This is a genomic window from Pseudoduganella sp. R-31 (assembly GCF_049913235.1).
Lineage (GTDB): Bacteria > Pseudomonadota > Gammaproteobacteria > Burkholderiales > Burkholderiaceae_D > Rugamonas.
The window spans coordinates 1,520,123-1,541,488 of record NZ_CP183986.1 but is presented as its reverse complement, the minus strand read 5'-3'; the positions used below and the strand labels follow the sequence as shown (position 1 = coordinate 1,541,488).

At 64.9% G+C, this 21,366-nt stretch carries 14 protein-coding genes; 5 read left to right on the top strand and 9 right to left on the bottom strand.

The window, feature by feature from the left end:
• The first annotated feature begins 10 nt into the window (after positions 1–10).
• Both ACN9MY_RS07095 and ACN9MY_RS07090 read left to right on the top strand, forming a co-directional pair.
• Complete coding sequence (locus ACN9MY_RS07095) at positions 11–841, top strand: SDR family oxidoreductase (RefSeq protein ID WP_426168964.1); 831 nt, start codon at positions 11–13, stop codon at positions 839–841.
• Entirely contained in the window at positions 834–2,378 is a 1,545-nt protein-coding gene (locus tag ACN9MY_RS07090; RefSeq protein WP_426321349.1) for a class I adenylate-forming enzyme family protein, read from the top strand. The genes ACN9MY_RS07095 and ACN9MY_RS07090 overlap by 8 nt, the downstream gene beginning before the upstream one ends.
• A 9-nt stretch (positions 2,379–2,387) precedes the next feature.
• Here ACN9MY_RS07090 and ACN9MY_RS07085 read toward each other — a convergent pair whose 3' ends face one another.
• The 9 genes from ACN9MY_RS07085 to ACN9MY_RS07045 all read right to left on the bottom strand — a co-directional run bounded on the left by ACN9MY_RS07085 (position 2,388) and on the right by ACN9MY_RS07045 (position 13,674).
• Complete coding sequence (locus ACN9MY_RS07085) at positions 2,388–7,613, bottom strand: DNA repair ATPase (protein ID WP_426321347.1); 5,226 nt, start codon at positions 7,611–7,613, stop codon at positions 2,388–2,390.
• Positions 7,614–7,634: 21 nt separating this feature from the next.
• On the bottom strand, positions 7,635–8,165 hold the full coding sequence (locus ACN9MY_RS07080) for a zf-TFIIB domain-containing protein (protein ID WP_426168956.1): 531 nt from the start codon (positions 8,163–8,165) through the stop codon (positions 7,635–7,637).
• Complete coding sequence (locus ACN9MY_RS07075) at positions 8,162–10,225, bottom strand: flotillin family protein (RefSeq protein ID WP_426168953.1); 2,064 nt, start codon at positions 10,223–10,225, stop codon at positions 8,162–8,164. Before ACN9MY_RS07075 ends, ACN9MY_RS07080 begins: the two co-directional genes overlap by 4 nt.
• 33 nt (positions 10,226–10,258) lie before the next feature.
• Positions 10,259–10,879, bottom strand: a complete 621-nt coding sequence (locus ACN9MY_RS07070) for a ubiquinone biosynthesis protein (RefSeq protein ID WP_426321344.1) — start codon at positions 10,877–10,879, stop codon at positions 10,259–10,261.
• A gap of 27 nt (positions 10,880–10,906) precedes the next feature.
• Positions 10,907–11,242 (bottom strand): hypothetical protein, encoded by a 336-nt coding sequence (locus ACN9MY_RS07065; RefSeq protein ID WP_426168947.1) that lies wholly within the window; start codon positions 11,240–11,242, stop codon positions 10,907–10,909.
• A gap of 6 nt (positions 11,243–11,248) precedes the next feature.
• Positions 11,249–11,959 (bottom strand): PspA/IM30 family protein, encoded by a 711-nt coding sequence (locus ACN9MY_RS07060; RefSeq protein ID WP_426168944.1) that lies wholly within the window; start codon positions 11,957–11,959, stop codon positions 11,249–11,251.
• 10 nt (positions 11,960–11,969) lie between these two features.
• Positions 11,970–12,398 (bottom strand): DUF2170 family protein, encoded by a 429-nt coding sequence (locus ACN9MY_RS07055; RefSeq protein WP_426168942.1) that lies wholly within the window; start codon positions 12,396–12,398, stop codon positions 11,970–11,972.
• Between the two features lie 303 nt (positions 12,399–12,701).
• A complete protein-coding gene (locus ACN9MY_RS07050; RefSeq protein WP_426321342.1) occupies positions 12,702–12,941 on the bottom strand; it encodes a hypothetical protein in 240 nt (79 codons plus the stop codon).
• Positions 12,942–13,062: 121 nt separating this feature from the next.
• Positions 13,063–13,674: a TetR/AcrR family transcriptional regulator gene (locus tag ACN9MY_RS07045; protein WP_426321340.1), complete on the bottom strand. Its 612-nt coding sequence runs from the start codon at positions 13,672–13,674 to the stop codon at positions 13,063–13,065.
• 55 nt (positions 13,675–13,729) lie between these two features.
• On the opposite strand from ACN9MY_RS07045, the gene ACN9MY_RS07040 reads away from it, so the two are divergent.
• From ACN9MY_RS07040 to ACN9MY_RS07030, 3 genes are all read left to right on the top strand, one after another.
• Complete coding sequence (locus tag ACN9MY_RS07040) at positions 13,730–16,525, top strand: valine--tRNA ligase (protein WP_426321338.1); 2,796 nt, start codon at positions 13,730–13,732, stop codon at positions 16,523–16,525.
• Between the two features lie 310 nt (positions 16,526–16,835).
• A complete protein-coding gene (locus tag ACN9MY_RS07035; RefSeq protein ID WP_426321336.1) occupies positions 16,836–20,702 on the top strand; it encodes a carbohydrate binding domain-containing protein in 3,867 nt (1,288 codons plus the stop codon).
• A 193-nt stretch (positions 20,703–20,895) separates the two neighbouring features.
• Complete coding sequence (locus ACN9MY_RS07030) at positions 20,896–21,345, top strand: DUF2147 domain-containing protein (protein ID WP_426168931.1); 450 nt, start codon at positions 20,896–20,898, stop codon at positions 21,343–21,345.
• The last annotated feature ends 21 nt before the right edge of the window (positions 21,346–21,366 follow it).

Sequence of the window (21,366 nt, the reverse complement as noted above, 5' to 3'; positions counted from 1 at the left end):
CGGAGAAGCCATGAATACACTGCAAGGCAAGACCCTGTTCATCACCGGCGCGAGCCGCGGCATCGGCAAGGCCATCGCCTTGCGCGCGGCGCGCGATGGCGCGAACGTGATCATCGCGGCGAAGACGACCGAACCCGATCCGCGCCTGCCAGGGACCATTTACTCCGCCGCGGAGGAGATCCGCGCGGCAGGCGGCAAGGCGCTGCCGCTGGCGGTCGATATCCGGGAAGAGGAGCAGGTCGTTGCGGCTATCGAAAAAGGCGTCGCCGAATTCGGCGGCATTGACATCCTGGTCAACAACGCCAGCGCCATCAGCCTTACCAACGCGCAGAACACCTCGATGAAGCGCTACGACCTGATGATGGACATCAACGTGCGCGGTACCTTTGTCTGCGCCAAGCACTGCATCGAGCACCTGCAGCAATCGAGCAACCCGCACATCCTGACGCTGTCGCCGCCGATCGACATGAATCCGAAATGGTTCGCGCGTCACGCCGCCTACACCACGTCGAAATACGCGATGAGCATGATCGTGCATGGCCTGGCGGCCCAGCTGGCCGAGGATGGAATCGGCGTGAATGCGCTATGGCCGCGCACCATTATCGCCACGGCCGCCCTCAACGTGGCCCTGCCCGGCGGCGGCCAATACGGCCGCAAGCCGGAGATCATGGCCGATGCGGCGCACCAGATCCTGACGCGCGACAGCCGCTCGACCAACGGCAATTTCTTCATCGACGAGGAAGTGCTGCGCGCCGGCGGCATCACCGACTTCTCCCAATACCTGGTGACGCCGGGCGTTGAGCCAATGATCGATTTATTCGTGGAGGCTGGCAATGAATGAACCCATGCAGGACACCCTTGGCAGCCTGGTTTCCCGCAGCGCGCGCCGCAACGGCGCGGCGACGGCACTGCTGGAAGGCGGCAGGCGAATGAGTTATGCCCAGCTGGACGAGGACAGCAACCGCTTCGCACACTACCTGCTTTCCAGCGGCTTGCAGCCGGGCGACAAGGTGACCATGCTGAGTCCCAATTCGATGGAATTCGTGGTGGCCGCATTCGGCATCTTGAAGGCAGGCATGGTGTGGGTGCCGATCAACGCCATGCTGTCGCCGACGGAAGTGGCCTATATTGCGCAGCACGCCGAAGCGCGCCTGATGGTGGCAGATGCCCAACTGGCGGCGCACCCCGCCTGGAACGCCGCTCTTCCCGCGCTTGGCCTGCCGCTTCTGCGCTGCGCGACGGGGGCCGACAGCGGCGACGGCACGCTGGCGCAGGCGATCGCAGGCCAACCGGGCACCGCCGCCGAACTGGCGCTCGACGAGAATGCCCTGGCGCTGATCATGTACACCAGCGGCACCACCGGCAACCCCAAGGGCGCCATGCACTCGCACCGTTCGGTGCTGGCGGCCGTGATGTCGAACGCGGTGACTGTATCGATCGTGCAGCAGGACGTACTGTCGGCGATCCTGCCACTGTTCCATTGCGCCCAGTTCAGCATGGCCGCAGCGGGGCTGGCATGCGGCGCCGCCATCTCGATCTCGCGCGGCTTCGATCCGGCCGCCGTGCTGGCCACGCTGGCGCGCGACCGTGTCACGCTGGTGGCAGCCCTGCCGGCCATGTACGGTGCCATGCTGATGCACCCTTCGCGCGCCGGGCACGACTTGTCCGCGCTGCGCCTGGCCATCTACGCCATGGCGCCGATGGCGCCGGAGCTGCTGCGGCGCCTGATGCAGGAATTCTGCCCGCATTTCGCGCTGGGCAGCGGCCTGACCGAGATGTTCCCGATGACAGTCTACTTCCCGCCCGACCAGCAGCACCGCACCGGCAATTGCTGGGGGCAAGCGACGCCCGTCAACGACACGGCCATCATGGATACCGACGGACGCCTGCTCGGCAAGGGAGAGATCGGCGAAATCGTGCACCGCGGCCCCAATGCCATGCTGGGTTACTTCAAGGATCCCGAAGCCACGGCGGCCACGCGCCGCTTCGGCTGGCACCATACCGGCGACCTGGGCATGTGGGACGAGGACGGCTACTTGCACTTCAAGGGCCGGCTGAAGGACATGATCAAGACCGGCGGCGAGAATGTGCCTGCCATCCGCGTGGAAGAGGCGCTGCTCGGCCACCCCGCCGTGGCCGTGGCAGCGGTGGTCGGCCTGCCGCACCAGGAATGGATCGAAGCCGTGACTGCCTTCGTCTGCCTCAAGCCCGGCCAGGCGGCGGACGCCGACAGCCTGCGCGAGCATTGCCGCGGCACGCTGGCCGGCTTCGAAATTCCCAAGCACATCGCCATCGTGGACAACTTGCCGATGACCTCCACCGGCAAGATCCAGAAGCACGTGCTGCGCGCCAGCCATCAGGCGCTGTACGCCGGGTGATGCAAGGCCTCAGTCGGCCGGCGGCTCAATAGCCGGCTCGCGCTGCTGCTTGGGTGGCGGCGGGCCCTTCTTGCCCCGGTAGCGCAGGCGGTGCTCCAAGTCCTTCACGATGGAACTGGTGGCCCGCACCTCGTCCCAGATGCCGTGGTCGAGCCGCATCTTGTAGTTCATTGCGCTCATCATGGGCAGCAGGACCTTTTCATAGCTGTCGGCCAGGCGCTGCAGCAGTTCGTGCAGCCGCTCCTGTTCCGGCACGTGCACCTGGACCTGCGGCGCCATGCGGCCTCCGAGGGCGGCGATGCCGGCGCCGATTTCGGCCAGGTAATCTGCCACCCGCGTTTCGCCATCCGCCTGCCCGCCGTTCTTGCGCAGGCGGACGAATTCCTCCACCAATTCGTTCCAGCGGGCCTGTTCCGCGCCGGTCGGCTGGCCCAGCAAGTGCGCCAGTCGCAGCAGGTTCTCTTCGGCGCCGGTGGTCAGGGTCTGCGCCTCGCCGCGGTAGTGGTCGCGCAGCAGCGCATCCAGTTCGGCGTCGTGCATCAGGGCCGACACCTTGGGCGCCAGCTTGGCCATGTTGCGGTAGCTGCCCTGCAGCTTGAACGGCGGCTCGCTGCGGTAGGCGTCGTCCTGCGCGGCCGACGCGATGTAGGCCAGGTTCACCTTCATCAGCGCATTGCGCACCTTGGACAGGCGTTGCAGGACCGCGCAGATCTGGTCGATCTCCTGCGAGGTGTAGGCATGCTTGAGTTCCGATGCCGCCACCGGCTCGCCCTGCGACATGCGCACCAGCAGGTACAGGTCCTGCGGGTCGCGCGAAGCGAGCGGCTGCAATTCCGGATGCGCCACCAGTGCGTTCTCGATGTACGAGAGGGCAAACAATTCTTCGCGCCCGCTCAACACGTCGCCCAGGTTGTAGATGTCGGCGCGGTTGGCCAGCATGTCCGGAATCTTGAACACGTCGCCGGACTCGGTGTACGGATTGCCCGCCATGACGACGGCGAAGCGCTTGCCGCGCAGGTCGTAGCTGCGGCTCTCGCCGCGCCACACGCCCTCGATGCGGCGCGTGCCGTCGGCCAAGGCGATGAACTTCTGCAGGAACTCGGGGTTGGTGTGCTGGATGTCGTCCAGGTACAGCATCACGTTGTTGCCCATCGCCAGGCCGAGATTGAGCTTTTCCAGTTCCATGCGGGCGGCACTGTTGCTGGCCAGGGCCGGGTCGAGCGAGGTGACGTTATGGCCGAGAACCGGGCAATTGATGCGCACGAAGATCATGCCAAGGCGCTCGCCCAGGTATTCCATCAGCGTGGTCTTGCCGTAGCCGGGCGGGGAAATCAGCAACAGCATGCCCATCGAGTCGGTGCGGCGCTGGTCGCCGGCGGCGCCGATCTGCTTTGCCAGGTTGTCGCCGACCAGCGGCAGGTAGGCTTCGTCGATCAGGCGGTTGCGGAAGAAGCTGGACAGCGGCTTGGCCCGGAACTGGTCCAGGCGCAGGCGGGCGTTTTCCTCTTGTGCCAGTTGCTGCCGCAATTGCTGCAGCGAGCGGAAGGCAGGCACCACCACGGCCTCGTGATGTTCGAGGCGGCGCAGGAAGTCGTTCAGCTGCAGCTTGAGCGTCCGGTTGTCGATGCGGGCATGCTCGCCAAGCAGTCCGGCGACATGGGCGTCGACGCTGGCCTGCACCACGCGGCGCGGCAGGTTGCACAGCAGGCTGGCGGCCGCCTCGGGCAGCAGCGACAATTCGTGGCCATGCTGGCTCGCGTAACCGTGCAGCCATTCGGTGGCCAGCGTCCAGCGTTCGCGCCACGACAAGGCAGGCGCCTGCCAGGGCGCGGCGATATTGTGGCGAGCAAGGTGCTGGGACAGGCCGCTGGCCAGTTCGCTGCCGGTCCGGCTAAGCAGCCAGGCCTGGTCGGCGCCAGCGGGCGTGCCAAGCTCGGACAGCAGGTAGCGCGCGGCCTGCTGCAGCAGCAGGGCCCGGGTTTCGCTGCCGTGATCGAGCCAGGCGTCGATGTCGAGCTGTTCGGCCTCGAGGAAACGCTCCAGCGACTGCTCGACTTGCACCGCCAACTTGTCCCACAGGCGTTCGCTATTGAAATGGCGGCGCATCAACTCGGCCTGTTCCGCCTGGTGGCGCAGCGACTGTGAGGCTGGCGAGGCATTCACGTCGGTCCAGTACAGCAGCGCGACGGCGCGACCCAGCGGGCTGAATCGCAGCAGCCCGGCGCCTTCCCACAGCGGGACCAGCTGGCGCAGGATGGCGGCGGCGTCGTGGTCGTGCAGGCCTTTCTGGTAGCCCTCGTGATAACGCGGCGCGGCGAAGCGGCGCACGTGTTCGTCCAGCACCGCGTTGTCCGGCTGCGCCAGCGCTTCCTGCAATTGCTGCCAGTCGATGCCGGCCGTGCCGGCGCGCACGGCGAGCACGAACTGGTAGGCCAGGTATTCGGCGCGGTACACCTGCGCCGTCTCGGCCAGGGTCTCCTGCGACCACCATGGGCGCAGGGCGTCCAGGCGCTCGTCCTGCAGCGGCGCGTAGTAGTCAGTACCGGCCAGGTGGAAAGCCAGCCCGCCCTGGTGGGGCACGATGGCCAGCTCCAGCGCTTGCCGGTTGACGGTGAAGTCGTGGCGTCCCAGCTTGATGACATTGCCGGTCACCAGTTCATTCTGGTCGCGCAACGCACGCTGGCCCTGTTCGCGCAGGCTTTTCAGCTGCCCGCTCAAGTCGTCGGCCGCGACCGCGTTGCCCAGCTTGCGCAATTCTTCGATACTGGCCTTCAGCTTGCCCAGCAGGGCATCGGAAGCGAAATACGCTTCCATCTGGGCCGGCTCGCTGAACTGGGCCAGGCGCTTGGGCACGCCGGCCAGGATGCGGCGGGCGGCATCGCCGATGGCCTGCACGCGGCGTGCACGCGCATCGAGCAGCGACTGCTTGCGCCCTTCCATCGCTTCGTACACGGCTTCGCGCTTGTGCGCAATCTCGGCCAGGTAATCTTCCTGTTCGGCGAACTGCCCTTCCAGGGTTTCCAGCTGGGCCAGCAGGCGGGTGAGCAATTCGTCGCAGCGCTCCGGCGTGTCGGCCTGTTCCAGGCTGCTTTCCACCGATTGGCTGAATAACTGGAACTGGGCGGCGAATTCGGACGCCGACTCTGCCTGCGACAGCTGCTTGCGGCGCTGTCGCACTTCGGCGCGCAGCTGGTTGACGCCTGCGTACAGGCGCGAGATGGCCGTCAGGATCTGGGTGCGCAAGGTGGCGTCGCCGACCGCCAGGGTGCCAAGCAACTCGTTCAAGCCGTCCAGGCTGCGGGCGGTGCGGTCCAGGGCTTCGTTCAGCGGCGCCAGTTCGGCCGTGGTGCCCAGTTGCGGCAGCTGTTCGCGCTGTTTCGCCAGTTCCGCTTCCAGCTTGGCGAAGGCATTGGCCTGCGACAAGAACTGCACGGTGCGCTCGCCCACGCGGGCCTCTTCCGCGCCAAGCTCGCTGTCCAATTCGGCCAGGTGCGCCACGTCCATGTAGCGCTGCTCCTTCAGCGTCGCCAGGCGGCCGCGCGCAAGGCGGATCTGTTCCAGGGCTTCGATGAATTCGGTGGGCGACTGCCACAGCCGGCTTGCCGTTTCCGCCAGCAGTTGGCGCTGTTCCTGCGCTGCCTGCTGCAGCACGCGCGCGGCCTCGCGCTGGATTGCCGCGACCTTGTCGAATTCGTCCATGGTGGCATTGGCCACCTCGGACAGGCCGCCCAGGTCGGCGCCGACGCCCTTGGCTTCGGGCGCGCCGAGCCAGTGGAAGGCGTCGGCCACCCGGCGGCACTGGCGCAGCAGGCTTTCATAAACGGCGCGGCCTGGGAGCGCATCGCCGCCGGCCTCGCCCTGCTCGCGCACCATGCGCCCGATCGAATACAGCTCGGACAGCCCGCGCACCAGCTCGCGGTTGCCGATCTTGCCGAAGAACCCCTGGCGCGGGGCGGCGCGGGCGGCAAATTCCTCGCTCAGGAACGGCGTCTGCCACCACTGCATCGGGTGGTTGCGGGTCGGCTCCTCGCTCTCGGCGGTAAACAGCAGCATGCTGCCATCGGCATAGCGCGCGTAGCCGTGCGCTACCAGCGGCTGCGACAGGGTCTTGTTGATCAGGTTGTAGGTCAGCAGGACATAGGTGCCGCTGACCACTTCGTAGAAGACGTACAGCACATCTTCGCCGTTCGGCGCCAGCACGCGGCGCTCGAATTGCAGGCCGTCCGGCAGGCCGGAGAACAGGCGCGACTCGCCGCCCTGCAGGATCACGCCGCCGGGGAACACGATGCCGTGGTCTTCCGGCAGCTGCACGCAGGAGGCGCCGATGCTGTCGACCCGCTGCACCTGCTGGCTCAGGCGCGAATACACCAGGTAGCGCACCTGCGTTTCGCGGTAGGGCCGGATGCGCAGCAGGATCAAGTCGCCGAGCGCGGCATAGGCGATTTCGGCGTCGCTGAGCGACTGGTTGGGATCGTCGACCGGCTCGCTGTGGATGCCCAGTCCCGTTTCCGTGTTGTTCTCGATCTTGACCGTCAGGTCGCCGCCCACCGTTTCCACGAACAGGGTGTCGAGCACGTTGACGTGCGGGTGCTGGCCCACCACGTGCTGGTCGCGCGTGGTGGCGGTCCACTCGAAATCATGCGGCGGCGGCAAGGCGATATCGCGTTCGCCGCGGTAGTCGATGTAGGTGGCCGCGCCCTGCTCGTCCAGCTGCCAGCGGAACACGCGCAGGTCGCTCTGGCGCTCGCCGATCTTGAAGGCGGCCAGCAGCTTGCCCTGGTTGAGGCGCAACTGCACCAGCTGGGCGTTGCGGTAGTAGTTATACAGTTCCTTGAATTCGGCCACGAAGCGCGGGTCGGCCAGGAAGCTGCCGTCCAGCGCCAGCGGGTCGAGCTCCACTTCGGCGCCGTCCTGGCGCAGGCGGTACAGCGCGAAGACGTCCGCCACCCGGGTTTCCTGGCGCAGGCCGATGAAGACGTTATAGCCAAACAGCAGCACGTCGCCGACCAGTACCAGGTCGCGTGCGGTGCAGTTGTTGTCGGTGCGGGCGCGAGTGCGGGCCCGCAGCGCCATCTCTTCGCGGCCGAATTCGGCCAGCCTGGCTTCGTTCAGCGCGGTGGCTTTCTCCAGCAGGGACTTGCCCTGGCCGGCCAGCCGCTTGCGCAGCAGGTCGAAGCTGCTGGAATGGCGCAGGGACGCCTCGGCACCCGCAGGTGCTGCTTGTTCTTGGCTCATGATCTCGTGCTTCAGTCGCTTTTAGTCTTTCGGTGCGCCCAGGAAGGCCAGCATCTCGCGGCGGTTCGGCTGGCCGTCCAGCCAGGCGCGGATGCGGGCCAGCTCGGCCAGGTCGTCGCCGAAGCGCGCCTGCATGGCCTGCTCGATGCGCTCGCGCGATGCGGCCTTCTGCACGCTGGCCTGCCAGCGGTCGGAGGCGATTTCATCGAGCTGGCCATGGACGCCGAGCGACACCAGGGTGTCCCACTCGCCGGCGTCGAGCCAGATTGCCTGGGCTGCCGCGCTGTAGTCCAGGCGCAGCGGATGCTGGCTGTCCACCTTCAGGCGCGTCATGAGGCGGCCGGTCTTGGGGCAGAGCCGGACCGCGCCATCGGTGACGCTGGGCTCCCACGCGGCCGCGGCCAATGCCATCTCGGGCATGGCCTTGCGCCAGGCGCGATAGCGTTCGAGTTCCACCAGCACGCCGCCGCAGGCGTCGCAGCGCTCGGCGGGCAGGCCGCCTTCGATGCGGGTCGGCTGGAAATGGGTATGTGCGCAGGCCGGGCAGATCATGGCTTGCCTTTCAGCTCAGGTACCGCAGCGATCAGATTGTTCAGGGCGTGCTGCTGTTGCTGGGTGCCTTCGCGCGACACCTTGGCCAGCAGCGAAGCCACGGTCAGGTTCTGCAGCTCGCCCGAGGAGCCGCCCAGCGCGCCGACCAGGCCGCGCAAGTCGTTCAGCATGTCGCGTTCCCCGCTCAGGTGGTCTTTAAGGCCGATCTGCAAGGTCTTGCTCTTTTCGATGGCCGCATCGATGCCGCGTCCAACCGACAGGGCACGCACGAAGCTGTCGAAGTAGTTGCCGTCGCCGCCGACGATGTCGATCTTGGCGTTGCCCAGGGCCTTGCCCAGCACTTCTGCCTGTTCGCGGGCGATCATGGTCTGCGCATCGATGCCTTTCAGGGCCTGCTCGTTGGCCAGCTCCAGCTGCATGCGGAACTCTTCGTGGGCGCGGGTCTCGGCGCTCATCGCGGACATGGACTCGAACTTCTGCGCCAGGCCGCGCGACTCGGCTTCGAAGCGCGCCTCGATCACTTTGGCTTCCGCCGTGCCCAGGGTGGCGGTGGCAGCCGCATCGGCCGTCTTCACGGCAGCTTCGGCCAGGCCCATTTGTTCCTTGCCCTTGGCTTCGGCTTCCATGCGCAGGCGGGTTGCTTCGGCCTGGGCCGCGCCCTGCTTGACGATCGCTTCGGACGACGCCAGCATGACCTTCGCTTCCGCCAGGCCAGGGGCGGCGATTTCGGCTTCCGTGCCTTCCGCCTGGCGCTTCTTGGCCTCAGCTTCCTTCTCGGCCACTTTCAGAGCCGCTTCCGCCAGGGTCAGTTCCTGCGCGGCGCGGTGCTTGGCCGCGCGCTCTTCCGCTTCGGCGGCCTTCACGGCCAGCAGCAGCTTCTCTTCCGCGCTGGCTTCGGCGGCGATCACTACCGACTTCTTGCCGCGGTCGGCCTCGGCGATGGTGCGCACGTCCTTGATGGCTTCTTCCTGCTCGGCCACGGTGCGTTCGACCACGATGCGCTCGCGGATCACGTCGGCGATGGCCTTCTTCTGCACTTCCAGCGCCTTCTCTTTATCGATGCGCTGCAGTTCGACTTCTTTTTCGCGCGCGACCACTTCCAGCAGGCGGGCGCGGGTGACGCGCTCCTCCTCGATGGCGACGGCGCGCTTGCGGTTGTTCTCCGCCACTTCCTTCTCGCGGGTGGTGTTTTCCTGCTGCACCAGCACGACCTGTTCGGCCTGCAGGCGGGCCAGTTCTGACTTGGCGCGTTCTTCGGACTGCACCTTTTCGGCTTCCGCCTGTTCGCGGGCGCGCACGCTGGTCACTTCGCGGTTCTGGCGGGCCTCGGCGTCGGCTTGCTGGCGTTCCAGTTCCAGGATGGCTTCGCGGGTTTCCACGTCCTTTTTCTTGATGCGCATTTCCTCGTCGCGCTTCAATTCGTTGGTGCGGATGCTTTCGATCGCGGTCAGTTCGGTGATCTTCTTGATGCCCTGGGCGTCCAGGATGTTATGGCTGTCCAGCTTCTCGATCGAGGTCTGTTCGAGATAGTCGATGGCCGCGTCTTCCAGGATGTAGCCGGACAGGTCGCTGCCGATCTGGCGGATGATGTCGTCGCGGAAGCGGTCGCGCGCCTGGTACAGGTCGACGAAGTCCATCGACTTGCCGACGGTCTTCAGGGCCTCGGCGAACTTGGCCGAGAACAGGTTTTCCAGCGTCTCCTGGCTGGAAGCGCGGGCGCAGCCGACCGCCTGGGCGACCTTCAGCACGTCTTCCTTGGTCTTGTTCACGCGCAGGAAGAAGGTGACCTTGATGTCGGCGCGGATGTTGTCGCGGCAAATCAGGCCGTCCTTGCCAAGGCGTTCGATCTCGATGGTCTTGAGCGAGATCTCCATCAGTTCCTTCTTGTGGATGATGGGGTAGACCATGCCGCCGGTGAAGCTGACGTCCGGCTCGGCGCGCAGGGTGTTGATGATCATTGCGTGACCCTGTTCGACTTTATGGTAGAAGCGCGCGAACATTGCCAGGGCGCCGAGCAAAACGACGACGCCGATGGCGGCTGCAATCAACATGATGTCCATGGATTTCCTTCAGGTTTGTGTTGGTGTTGTTATTTAATTTGCCGCGCTGGCGGCCTGTACTTCGTACTGCTGCAATGCCTCGTCGTAGGCGACGATCACTGCGAGAGCATCCTTGCCCAGTGAGTTGGGCGAACTGGCCCAGACGCGGATATTCAGGCTGGCCCCGCTGCTCTCCACTTCGGCGCGGCCGAATTTTTCGTCCACCGACAGCGTGACGATGCGGCAGGTGCGGCCGACCAGGCTGCGGTTTTCCGGCGCGTGGTGCTTGACGAACAGCGGACGCAAAGGCTTGATCACGCGCGCCGACAACCACACGCTGAACCCCGCCGCCGCCAGCAGGGTGGCGGCGCCGCCGACCCATTGCAGCACCCCGGCCGGCAGCCACGCCAGAACGTATTCGTGCAGCAGGGCCGTCGGCAGCCAGGTGAAGAAAACCAGCAGCGTAGCGACGATCGAGAACGGCACACCGCCCAGCCCCAGCGCCACCAGCCAAGAGGCCAGCGTTTCCAGGTCGGCGTGGTCGGCGTCGCCTTCGATGTTCTCGCCCAGGTCCAACACACCGACCAACGACAAGGTCCAGTACACCAGCAGGATGATCAGCAGGACGCTGGGGATGGCGGTTGGAAAGCTGGCCAGGATTTGCCAGGTGCTCATTCAGTGCCCTTCTTGGTGGTCAAATTACTAACTATTCTCGTGCTTCGATTGCTTTAATGCAAATGTTATCAACTGCTCATGCAACATTTCCTTGATGCGGCGCCGGTCGGCTGCGTCGACGCCCAGGCGTTCGGCCAGCAGCGCGTAATCGGCGTCCGACAGGCTGACCGTCAGGCGCGGGCGAACCGGCTTGCTGGAATACGGCAGGCCGAGGATCTTGCGGATCTGGTCCGAGGTGGAGAGCTGGCTCTTGAACGCGGCGAGGCGCACCGCATCGATCACCTGCGTCTCCACGTCGAAGGCCACCTGGACCGCGCGCAAGGCCGCATCCGATCCTGACCAGCGGGAAGAACTGCGGACCATGGCGCGTCAGCCCTGGTCCGGCGGGGCCGGCCGGACGCGCGCCTGCAGGCGAGCCATCACTTCGGCCTTGCGGTTGGCGCGCTCGCCGATGCCCGCCTGCGCCAGCTTGTTCTCCAGCGCCTTGCTGCCGAACTCTCCTTCCAGCACTTCGGCCGCCTGCATGCGGTCGGCCATGTCCTGGTGGCGCTGGCGGATGCGCTCCAGCGATTCCTTGGCGGTCATCAGCTTGGAGCCGCTCGAACCCATGTTCTGGGAAATGGTGGCGGTGGCCTTGTAGACGCTCTCGGTGGTCTTGGCCATGGCCAGCTGGCGCTCGTGCTCGCGCAGCGTAGCCTCGGCGTTGCGGATCATGTCCTTCAGGCGCGCGATATGGCCGGCATATTGGGCGCGCGCCTCTTCCTGTTCGGCCAGCGCCACTTCCAGGTCGGCCACGCGCGCGGCGACTTCCTCGGCCAGGCTGGTCTCGTCCTTTTGCAGCGCCTGCAGCGCCAGGTCCTCGTATTTTTTCAGTTCGGCGCGCAGGCGTTCGATTTCGCGGTCGGCCTGCATTTCCTTGGCCATCACGGCCGTCAGGTCGTTCTTTGCGGAGGCCACGTGGGCAGTGGCTTCGACGATTTCCTGTTCGTAGATGGTCGAGGCGTTGTTGTCGACGATGCTCTGGCCGAGCTCACGCAGGTTACCTCGCAACATGGTCAGCACTTTGGAAAAAACAGCCATGATGGGCTCCTCACATTAGAAATTCGTTGAACACTTCCAGGGCTTCCAGCGCGTTGTCGGCAGCCATCGCCACGTCGGTGGCGATGCTCTCCGGCGAGGCGTCGGCCGCCAGCGCGCCGAAGATGACGTAGTGCTCGCCGATGCGGCCGAAATTCGACAGCGGGATGGCGATGTTCAGGTCCATCATCGCTTCCAGCATCTCGGCGCGGCGCTCGGGGCGCACTTCGCGCTCGGTCCACAGGTAGCAGATGCAAAGCACCTGGTGCGGCGAAGCAGTGACGAATACAGGAATCTCCTCCTGGCCCTCGATGCACATCCGCATGACCGGCACGCCATCCGGCTCGTTGGGGGCCAGCAGGTTGGCGCTCACCGACAGCGAACCCACCTGGGCGGACAACGCGCTCTCGATCGCCAGCATCCGGCCCATCACTTCGTCCATAAAGTCACTCCTTGTTGCGGGTGGTTAGACATATCATGTCATTAGTATAAAAGCATGACATAAAATGTCAAGGACTGCCGCAACGCTTTGGGCGGCGGGTCTTCGCTCGGACACTGTCTGTGGGAGGTGCTGAAATCACGCGGACTGAAATCACTCCAGAGGGGGAATTTTCGGGTGCATCAAATTTTCAGCAGTTTTCAGCACTTCGCAACACGATTTCAGCACTTCTCAACGCGAGATGTGCACATCGCTTCCTCTCTCGCTCGTGCAGCCTCGCGGTATGCTTTCCGGCGAGCTTCGGCCTCAGCGGAAAAGCGCAATTTGGTTGCGGGCGTCCAGTTGAGTTCGCCCGGGAGCTGGACCAAGATGGCCTCCCATGCATTGCGCACGGTACCAAGGCTCGCCCTGGCAAACTGGTTTGGCGACATGCATCGCACGGTCGACCAGCCCCGAGAAATCCTGATCGCAGGCCTTTTCTGCCTGATAGTCGAGCAAGGCGCGCAGGGTAGGCAGTGTGACTGTCACACTTACGTGTTGGCTCATGCTGAAATCTCCCAAGGTGAAAATCCCTTAGAGGGAGAAATTCGAGGGAAGTTCAAATTTCAGCACTTTTCAGCACCTTGCAACACCATTTCAGCACTTCCACGGAGGGACCCGCGAGGAGCTACCGAAGCAGGAAGCGAATAGCGGACTCGGCCAGTTCATCGATGCTGACGCCGGCGTCGCGCCGGTACCACTGCGCCGACCAGTTCAAAGCCCCGAACAACCACAGCCGATCGAGTTTGCCAGGCGCCGGCCATTCGCCGGAAGCCTGCAGCTCACGCAGCACAGCATCCCACAGCGCCTCATAGCGATCCTTGGCCGCGACGATGCGCAATTGGCCCTCAGTGGAAAGCGCGCGCCACTCGTAGAGCATGACGTAGACGAAATCCTGTCCCGGCGACAGCAAGGTCTCGAGATGGGTATGCACCAGGCGCCGGAACGCCTCGCGCGGCGGCAAGCCAAGCGAAGCCACTTCCTCAATGCGGGCCAGGGCCTGCTGCATACCCTCCTCGATCACCGCCTGCAGGATGTCCTGCTTGGACTTGAAGTGATAAAACCACGACCCCGCCTGCACGCCCGCCGCGGCCGCAATATCGCGCACGGTGGTGTTATCGAATCCTTTTTCGCGGAAAAGTCTTGCCGAGACGGCAATAAGCAGCGTTTTCAGGCTGTCGGAAGCGGCCTGCGCGGGGCGGCCGCGCTTGCGGGGCGGAGGGGAATTGCTGGCGTCCATGTCCCCAGCAATCTACCTTATAATGAAAGTTTTCGCCAAATTTACAGCCCAAATCATGGAATTAGCCAAGTCTTTCGAGCCTGCCGACATTGAACAGTTCTGGCGCAGCGAGTGGGAAAAGCGCGGTTACTACGCAGCCTCCCTCGACCTGAGCAAGCCGTCCTTCAGCATCCAATTGCCGCCGCCGAACGTCACTGGCACGCTGCACATGGGGCACGCCTTCAACCAGACCATCATGGATGGCCTGACCCGCTACCACCGCATGCTGGGCCACAACACCGCCTGGATCCCGGGCACCGACCACGCCGGCATCGCCACCCAGATCGTGGTGGAGCGCCAGCTGGACGCGCAGAAGGTGTCGCGCCATGACCTGGGGCGCGAAAAATTCGTCGAGAAAGTCTGGGAGTGGAAGGAAAAATCCGGCTCCACCATCACCGGCCAGATGCGCCGCATGGGTACCTCCCCTGACTGGCAGCGCGAATACTTCACCATGGACGCCGAGCGCTCCAAAGTCGTGAGCGAAGTCTTCGTGCGCCTGTTCGAACAAGGCCTGATCTACCGCGGCAAGCGCCTGGTCAACTGGGACCCGGTGCTGGGCACCGCCGTCTCCGACCTGGAAGTGGTGTCGGAAGAAGAAGACGGCTCGATGTGGCACATCAAGTACCCGCTGGCCGACGGCAGCGGCCACCTGGTGGTTGCCACCACCCGTCCTGAAACCATGCTGGGCGACGTCGCCGTGGCAGTCGACCCGACCGACGAGCGCTACACCGCACTGGTCGGCAAGATGCTCAAGCTGCCGCTGGTCGGCCGCGAAATCCCGGTGATCGCCGACGAATACGTCGACAAGGAATTCGGCACCGGCTGCGTGAAGATCACCCCTGCGCACGACTTCAACGACTACGCCGTTGGCCAGCGCCACAACCTGGACATGCCGTCGATCCTGACCCTCGACGCCAAGATCAACGAAAACGCCCCGGCCGCCTACCAGGGCATGGACCGTTTCGCCGCCCGCAAGCAGATCGTCGCCGACCTGGACGCACAAGGCTTCCTGGTCGAAGTGAAACCGCACAAGCTGATGGTGCCGCGCGGCGACCGCACCGGCGTCGTGATCGAGCCGATGCTGACCGACCAATGGTTCGTCGCCATGAGCAAGCCGGCACCTGAAGGCACCTTCAACCCGGGCAAATCGATCACCGAAGTGGCGCTGGAAAAAGTATCCAGCGGCGAGATCAAGTTCGTCCCTGAAAACTGGAGCACCACCTACAACCAGTGGCTGAACAACATCCAGGACTGGTGTATTTCCCGCCAGCTGTGGTGGGGCCACCAGATCCCGGCCTGGTACGACGAGCAAGGCAACGTCTACGTCGCCCGCAGCGAAGAAGACGCGAAGGCACAAGCCGCCGCCAATGGCGTGAGCGGCGCCCTGACCCGCGACAACGACGTGCTGGACACCTGGTTCTCCTCCGCCCTGGTGCCGTTCTCCACCCTCGGCTGGCCGAACGAAACGCCTGAACTGCAAGCCTTCCTGCCTTCGTCGGTCCTGGTCACCGGCTTCGACATCATCTTCTTCTGGGTCGCACGCATGGTCATCATGACCAGCCACTTCACCAACAAGGTGCCGTTCGAAACCGTGTACGTGCACGGCCTGGTACGCGACTCGCAAGGCCAGAAGATGTCCAAGTCCAAGGGCAACACCCTGGACCCGATCGACCTGATCGACGGCATCGGCCTGGAAGAACTGGTGGCCAAGCGCACCACCGGCCTGATGAACCCGAAAGACGCGGCCAAGATCGAAAAGGCCACCCGCAAGGAATTCCCGGAAGGCATTCCAGCCTACGGCACCGACGCCGTGCGCTTCACCATGGCCTCCTACGCCTCGCTGGGCCGCAACATCAACTTCGACCTGGGCCGCTGCGAAGGCTACCGCAACTTCGGCAACAAGCTGTGGAACGCCACCCGCTTCGTGCTGATGAACACCGAAGGCCACGACTGCTCCGCCAACGAAGCCGACCTGTCGGCCGCCGACAAGTGGATCATCTCCGCCCTGAACCGCGCCGAACAGGAAGTGCATAAGGGCTTTGCCGACTACCGCTTCGACAACATCGCCTCCACCATCTACCAGTTCGTGTGGTACGAGTACTGCGACTGGTACCTGGAACTGGCGAAGGTGCAGGTCCAGCAAGGCACGCCGGGCCAGCAGCAAGCCACCCGCCACACCCTGCTGCGCGTACTGGAAGTCATCCTGCGCATGGCGCACCCGATCATCCCGTTCGTCACCGAGCAGCTGTGGCAGACCGTGGCCCCGCTGGCCGGCAAGGGCGGCGATGGCCAATCGATCATGACCCAGGCTTACCCGCTGCCGAACGAAGCGGCGATCAGCGCCGAAGCCGAAGCCTGGATGGGCGAACTGAAAGGACTGACCGACGCCACCCGCAACCTGCGCGGCGAAATGAAGCTGGCGCCATCGGTGCGCGTGCCGCTGATCGTGGAAGCGACCGGCGACGACAAGGCAAAGATGGCCGCTTTCGCCCCGTACATCCAGATGCTGGGCAAGCTGTCGGAAGTGCAGATCGTCGACGTACTGCCGGAATCGCCGGCCGCCGTCTCCGTGGTCGGCACCACCAAGCTGATGCTGAAAGTCGAAATCGACGTGAAAGCGGAACGCGAACGCCTGTCGAAAGAGATCGCCCGCCTGGAAGGCGAAATCGCCAAGGCCAACGGCAAGCTGTCCTCGGAAAGCTTCGTCGCCCGCGCCCCAGCCGCCGTAGTGGCGCAGGAAAAAGAACGCGTCGCCACCTTCGGCGCCACCCTGGCCAAGATGCAGGAACAACTGGCCAAGCTCCCAGCTTAAAAGTCGGGGTCAGGTCTGGCAATCCGCCACCCAAGATGAAAGCAATGCCCGGCCCCAGCCGGGCATTTTTTACCCCGAACTGTAGGTAAACTACATCATTCGTGTTGACATGTAGTCAAACAATCCGTAGTTTACCCCTCTCTACCTCTGCACATCACGCCTCAGTGGTAGTAATAGTACATCCACACCCAAGCAGTCCCGCAAAGGGCACCACGCACTGAGACGCTCCACCCGATAGCCGCTATCGCCCCACTGGCGAGGCGCCCTTGCGCACCCGTTCCGCAGTTCCAACCTGTGAAAGGAGATGTGCATGCAATCGCGTTTGAAACCCCTGGCCGCCGTCCTCGCGGCCTTGTTCGCCGCCAGCCACGCCGGCGCCGGCACCATCCCGGCCGCCCACGTGTACCACAACCACATGCCGAACTTCTGGCCCTTCTACGCCGTCGATCCCCTGGCCAAGTACAACGCCACGCCCGTCGGCGCGCCAGTGCGCTACACCTATGACGCTGACGTGATCAAGCTGAAAAACAATCCGCCAGCAGGCTACAGCTACTACCTGCCTGCCTCGCTGGGTGGCGCCATCATGCCGCACGACGACCTGGTGGCCTACTACACGCCGGACGCCAAGACCGGCGCCTACCAGTACTGGCCGATGCAGGTGGCCAACGAGATGCAAAGCTGGTCCGGCGGCAAGGGCCAGGTCCACGTCACCATGTCCGGCGCCGTCATCAACAACGTGCAAAGCCTCGCCAGCGCGCAGAACGTTCCCGGCTACAGCAACAGCAACTGGGGCGCATCCTGGCTCAATACCTGGAACTCGCTGAAGACCGCCAACAACTACCGCACGCTCGACACCGTGCACTTCACCGGCCACCACAGCATGGGCCCACTGGTAGGCCCCGACTACTTCCTGAAAGACCTGGTCTACCAGAACGCCACGCTAGCCCAGCCCTACTTCCTCGGCAACGGCTTCGTCGCCTCCAAGGGCTTCTTCCCTACCGAACTGGGATTTTCGGAGCGCCTGATCCCGAGCCTGGCCAAGTTGGGCGTGCAGTGGTCGGTCATCGGCAACAACCATTTTTCGCGCACGCTGAAGGACTACCCCTACGCCAGCGTTGACGCCAGCGGCGACACGCTGACGTCCCCGCCCAACCGCGCCGACTTGCGCAACACCTCCGCTAGCGGCAGCTGGGTGGCCGCCAATATGGCCCACGAGCAGCAAGTGGTGGTCAACAAATTCCCGTTCGCCTCCACCCCGCACTGGGTGCGCCACGTCGACCCCGCCACTGGCGCCGTCACGCGCCTGGCCGGCATCCCTGTCAGCCAGAACGGCTCCTGGCTGGAAGGCTGGGAAGGCGCGGTCACGGTCGACGAGCTGGCCCCCTACACCAGCCTGGAAGCGCGCCAGTTCTTCGTGGTGGCGCACGACGGCGACAATTCCGGCGGCCGCGCCGGCGCGCTCAGCACCTGGCAAGCCGGCCACTCGACCACCTGCAGCGGCAACGGCTACTGCCTCGGCATCGACGAATACCTGCGCGCCAAGCCGATTCCCGACAGCGACGTGCAGCACGTGCAGGACGGCTCCTGGATCGACACGCGCGACTCTTCGTCCGACCCCACCTGGTACCACTGGCACCTGCCCTTCCTGATCTGGAAAGGCCAGTTCGCCGACTTCAACCGAGTCACCGGCAACAACCTGGCGCCCAAGACCAACCTGAAAGGGCAGCAGGAAGGCGCCACCGTGTCCTTCGAATACGGCTGGCACTACCTGGAGCGCAATTTCGCCCTGCTGCAAGCCGCCCTCAACTACGCCAAGACCGCCGAGCAGATCTGGCTGGACGGCCACCCCAACCACTGGTCGCCCAGCACCGCGCTGGACAAGCAGGTCACGCACGCCGGCAACCAGCTCAACCCGTGGATGCTGTCCTACCCGGTCAAGGGCGATGCCGCCAACGACTACGCCAGCGGCGCCAACCCGGCCGAACTGGCCTGGTACTTCCTGCTGCCTGCCATGGACTCCGGCTTCGGCTACTACGACGAGAACAAGGACGACTCGGTCAAGCCGACCCTGGCCTTCAACAACTCATTGGCCTTCTCGCGCCCGTATGTGCAGGCGCACCTGGCGCAAGACCGCACCGGCCCTTCCGTGTGGTGGCCGCAGCGCTATCCCTACAACCCCGGTTCGGTCAACGCCTCCAAGGCCGAAGGCTGGACCGTGCAGCATTACAGCAATGACTTCGCCGTCTACACCTACGGCCACGACGTGTCGGGCATCGCCAGCGCCAAGGTCAAGGTGCGGGTCCACGCCAGCAACAATATCGACGCGGCCGACGACACGTACAAGGTGTACGATCCGGCCGCCCTGGCCGGCCAGCCCGGCCTCTCGATCAACCCGGCCAATGTGGGCGCCTGGCAGGACGTGACGATGCAGGTGCGCGAGCTGCAGCCGGACATGAACGGCGTGGCCTGGATTCCCACCACGCGCGACACCATCGCCGCCCTGCCGGCGCAGGACAGCGGCGACCTGTATTACGCCTATATCCCGGGCTACCGCACCCAGCTGCTGGACTACTACGTCGAGATGACCGACACGCTGGGCAACGTCACGCGCTCGGAGATCCAGCAAGTGTTCGTCGGCGCCGGCCGCTACCGCGCCGTGGCCACCGGCTCCGGCTACACGGAAGACATCAACGGCACCGTCAACGGCGTCTATCCCTTCCTGACGATCGACAGCACGCCGCCCAGCGCACCCGGCCAGCCGGCCGGCAGCCAGTTGACCGACCGCTCGGTAAGCCTGGCCTGGAGCGCGGCCAGCGACAATATCAGCGTCACCGGCTACAAGGTATTCCGCAACGGCGTGCTGGCCGGCTCGCCCACCGGCACCGCCTTCAGCGACAGCGGCCTGGCGCCCGCCACGGCCTACAGCTACACGGTAAGCGCCATCGACGCCGCCGGCAACCAGTCCGCCGCCAGCCCGGCGCTGGCCGTCACCACGCTGGCCGCCGACACGCAGGCACCGACCGCCCCGGGCCAGCCGACGGCATCGGCCATCACGCAGGTAGCCGCCACCCTGTCCTGGGCCGCCGCCGGCGACAACTACGGCGTCGCGCAATACCTGGTGCTGCGCAACGGCAGCCAGGTCGGCGCCACCGCCGCCACCAGCTACACCGACAGCGGGCTGGCACCGTCGACCAGCTACAGCTACACCATCAAGGCGCAGGATGCCGCCGGCAATACCGGCCCGGCTTCCGCCGCCCGCACGCTCACCACGGCCGCCGGCAATATCGCCACCGTCTACTACCGCCTGCCCAGCGGCTGGAACAGCGCCAACATCCACTACAGCCCGACCGGTGGTGCCTGGACCGCGGTGCCTGGCGTGCCGATGGCCGCGGCCTGCAGCGGCTGGCTGTCCTACACCGCCAGCCTCGGTTCAGCCAGCAGCTGGCAGGCCGTGTTCAACAACGGCAGCGGCAGCTGGGACAACAACGGCGGCAAGAACTACGCACTGGGCACCGGCCTGTCCAGCGTGGCCGGCGGCGCCGTCACCAGCAGCAGCAACCCGTGCAATGTCGACAGCACGCCGCCCAGCGCCCCGGACGGCCTGGCCGCCAGCGCGGTGGGCGCCACCAGCGTCAGCCTGGCCTGGAGCGCCGCCACCGACAACGCCGGCGTGTCCGGCTACTACGTCTACCGCAACGGCAGCCTGCTCGGCACCGCCACCGGCACCGGCTACGTCGACAGCACAGCGGCCCCCGCCACCAGCTACAGCTACACCGTCAAGGCGATCGACGCCGCCGGCAACGTTTCGGCAGCCAGCGCCGCGCTGGCAGTGACCACCACGGCGGCATCGTCCTGCCAGGTCACCTTCACCATCGCCAACGCCAATACCGTCATGGGGCAGAACCTGTACGTGGTCGGCAACGACACACGCCTTGGCAACTGGGCACCGGCCAGCGGCTTTGCGCTGGCGATCCAGGGCAGCGGCGCCAACGTACCGTGGAGCGGCACCGTCACGCTGCCAGCGGCCAGCGCCATCCAGTACAAATACGTCAAATGGAACGGCAGCACGGCGACCTGGGAAGGCAGCCAGGCCACCGCCTCCGGCAACCGCGAGTTCAGCACCCCGGCCTCGTGCAGCAGCCCCCTTCCGCGCAACGACGGCAACTTCAAGTCCTGATTTAAAAGTCGGGGTCAGGTCTGGCAATCCGCCACATTTTCCGCGATGCGAAAAATGTGGCGGATTGCCAGACCTGACCCCGACTTTCAATTTTCTAGAGTCTTCCCTCCAAAAAAAATAGCATGACCGTACGGTGCCCTGCCGGGTCCTTTGCTACACTGATTTTCCCCAAATCTAAATAAGAGACACCCCCATGCGCCTAACCCGCACAGTGGCGCTGGCTGCGGCAGCCTTGCTGGCTGCCGCTCCGGCATTTGCCCAAGATCCCTCTCCTGTCGGCCTGTGGAAGAACATCGATGACGTCAGCGGCAAGCCGAAGGCCCTGATCCGCATCACCGAGGAAAACGGCGCCCTGCAGGGCAAGATCGAAAAACTGTACCGCGGCCCGGCGGAAGAACAGAATCCGGTGTGCGACAAGTGCACCGATGCGCGCAAGGACAAGCCGATTGTCGGCATGGTGATCGTGTCCGGCCTGAAGAAGGACGGCAGCGAATACAACGGCGGCGAGATTCTCGACCCGAACAACGGCAAGGTTTATAAGAGCAAGCTGGAAGTTGCCGATGGCGGCAAGAAGCTGAAAGTGCGCGGGTATATCGGTATTCCGATGCTGGGCCGGTCGCAGACTTGGGAGCGCCAGGAGTAAACCGGTAAACCAGGGTCAGAC

Coding starts and splice junctions, on each gene's coding strand:
- ACN9MY_RS07095 (WP_426168964.1), top strand. CDS start 11: ATGAATACACTGCAAGGCAAGACCCTGTTCATCACCGGCGCGAGCCGC.
- ACN9MY_RS07090 (WP_426321349.1), top strand. CDS start 834: ATGAATGAACCCATGCAGGACACCCTTGGCAGCCTGGTTTCCCGCAGC.
- ACN9MY_RS07085 (WP_426321347.1), bottom strand. CDS start 7,613: ATGAGCCAAGAACAAGCAGCACCTGCGGGTGCCGAGGCGTCCCTGCGC.
- ACN9MY_RS07080 (WP_426168956.1), bottom strand. CDS start 8,165: ATGATCTGCCCGGCCTGCGCACATACCCATTTCCAGCCGACCCGCATC.
- ACN9MY_RS07075 (WP_426168953.1), bottom strand. CDS start 10,225: ATGGACATCATGTTGATTGCAGCCGCCATCGGCGTCGTCGTTTTGCTC.
- ACN9MY_RS07070 (WP_426321344.1), bottom strand. CDS start 10,879: ATGAGCACCTGGCAAATCCTGGCCAGCTTTCCAACCGCCATCCCCAGC.
- ACN9MY_RS07065 (WP_426168947.1), bottom strand. CDS start 11,242: ATGGTCCGCAGTTCTTCCCGCTGGTCAGGATCGGATGCGGCCTTGCGC.
- ACN9MY_RS07060 (WP_426168944.1), bottom strand. CDS start 11,959: ATGGCTGTTTTTTCCAAAGTGCTGACCATGTTGCGAGGTAACCTGCGT.
- ACN9MY_RS07055 (WP_426168942.1), bottom strand. CDS start 12,398: ATGGACGAAGTGATGGGCCGGATGCTGGCGATCGAGAGCGCGTTGTCC.
- ACN9MY_RS07050 (WP_426321342.1), bottom strand. CDS start 12,941: ATGAGCCAACACGTAAGTGTGACAGTCACACTGCCTACCCTGCGCGCC.
- ACN9MY_RS07045 (WP_426321340.1), bottom strand. CDS start 13,674: ATGGACGCCAGCAATTCCCCTCCGCCCCGCAAGCGCGGCCGCCCCGCG.
- ACN9MY_RS07040 (WP_426321338.1), top strand. CDS start 13,730: ATGGAATTAGCCAAGTCTTTCGAGCCTGCCGACATTGAACAGTTCTGG.
- ACN9MY_RS07035 (WP_426321336.1), top strand. CDS start 16,836: ATGCAATCGCGTTTGAAACCCCTGGCCGCCGTCCTCGCGGCCTTGTTC.
- ACN9MY_RS07030 (WP_426168931.1), top strand. CDS start 20,896: ATGCGCCTAACCCGCACAGTGGCGCTGGCTGCGGCAGCCTTGCTGGCT.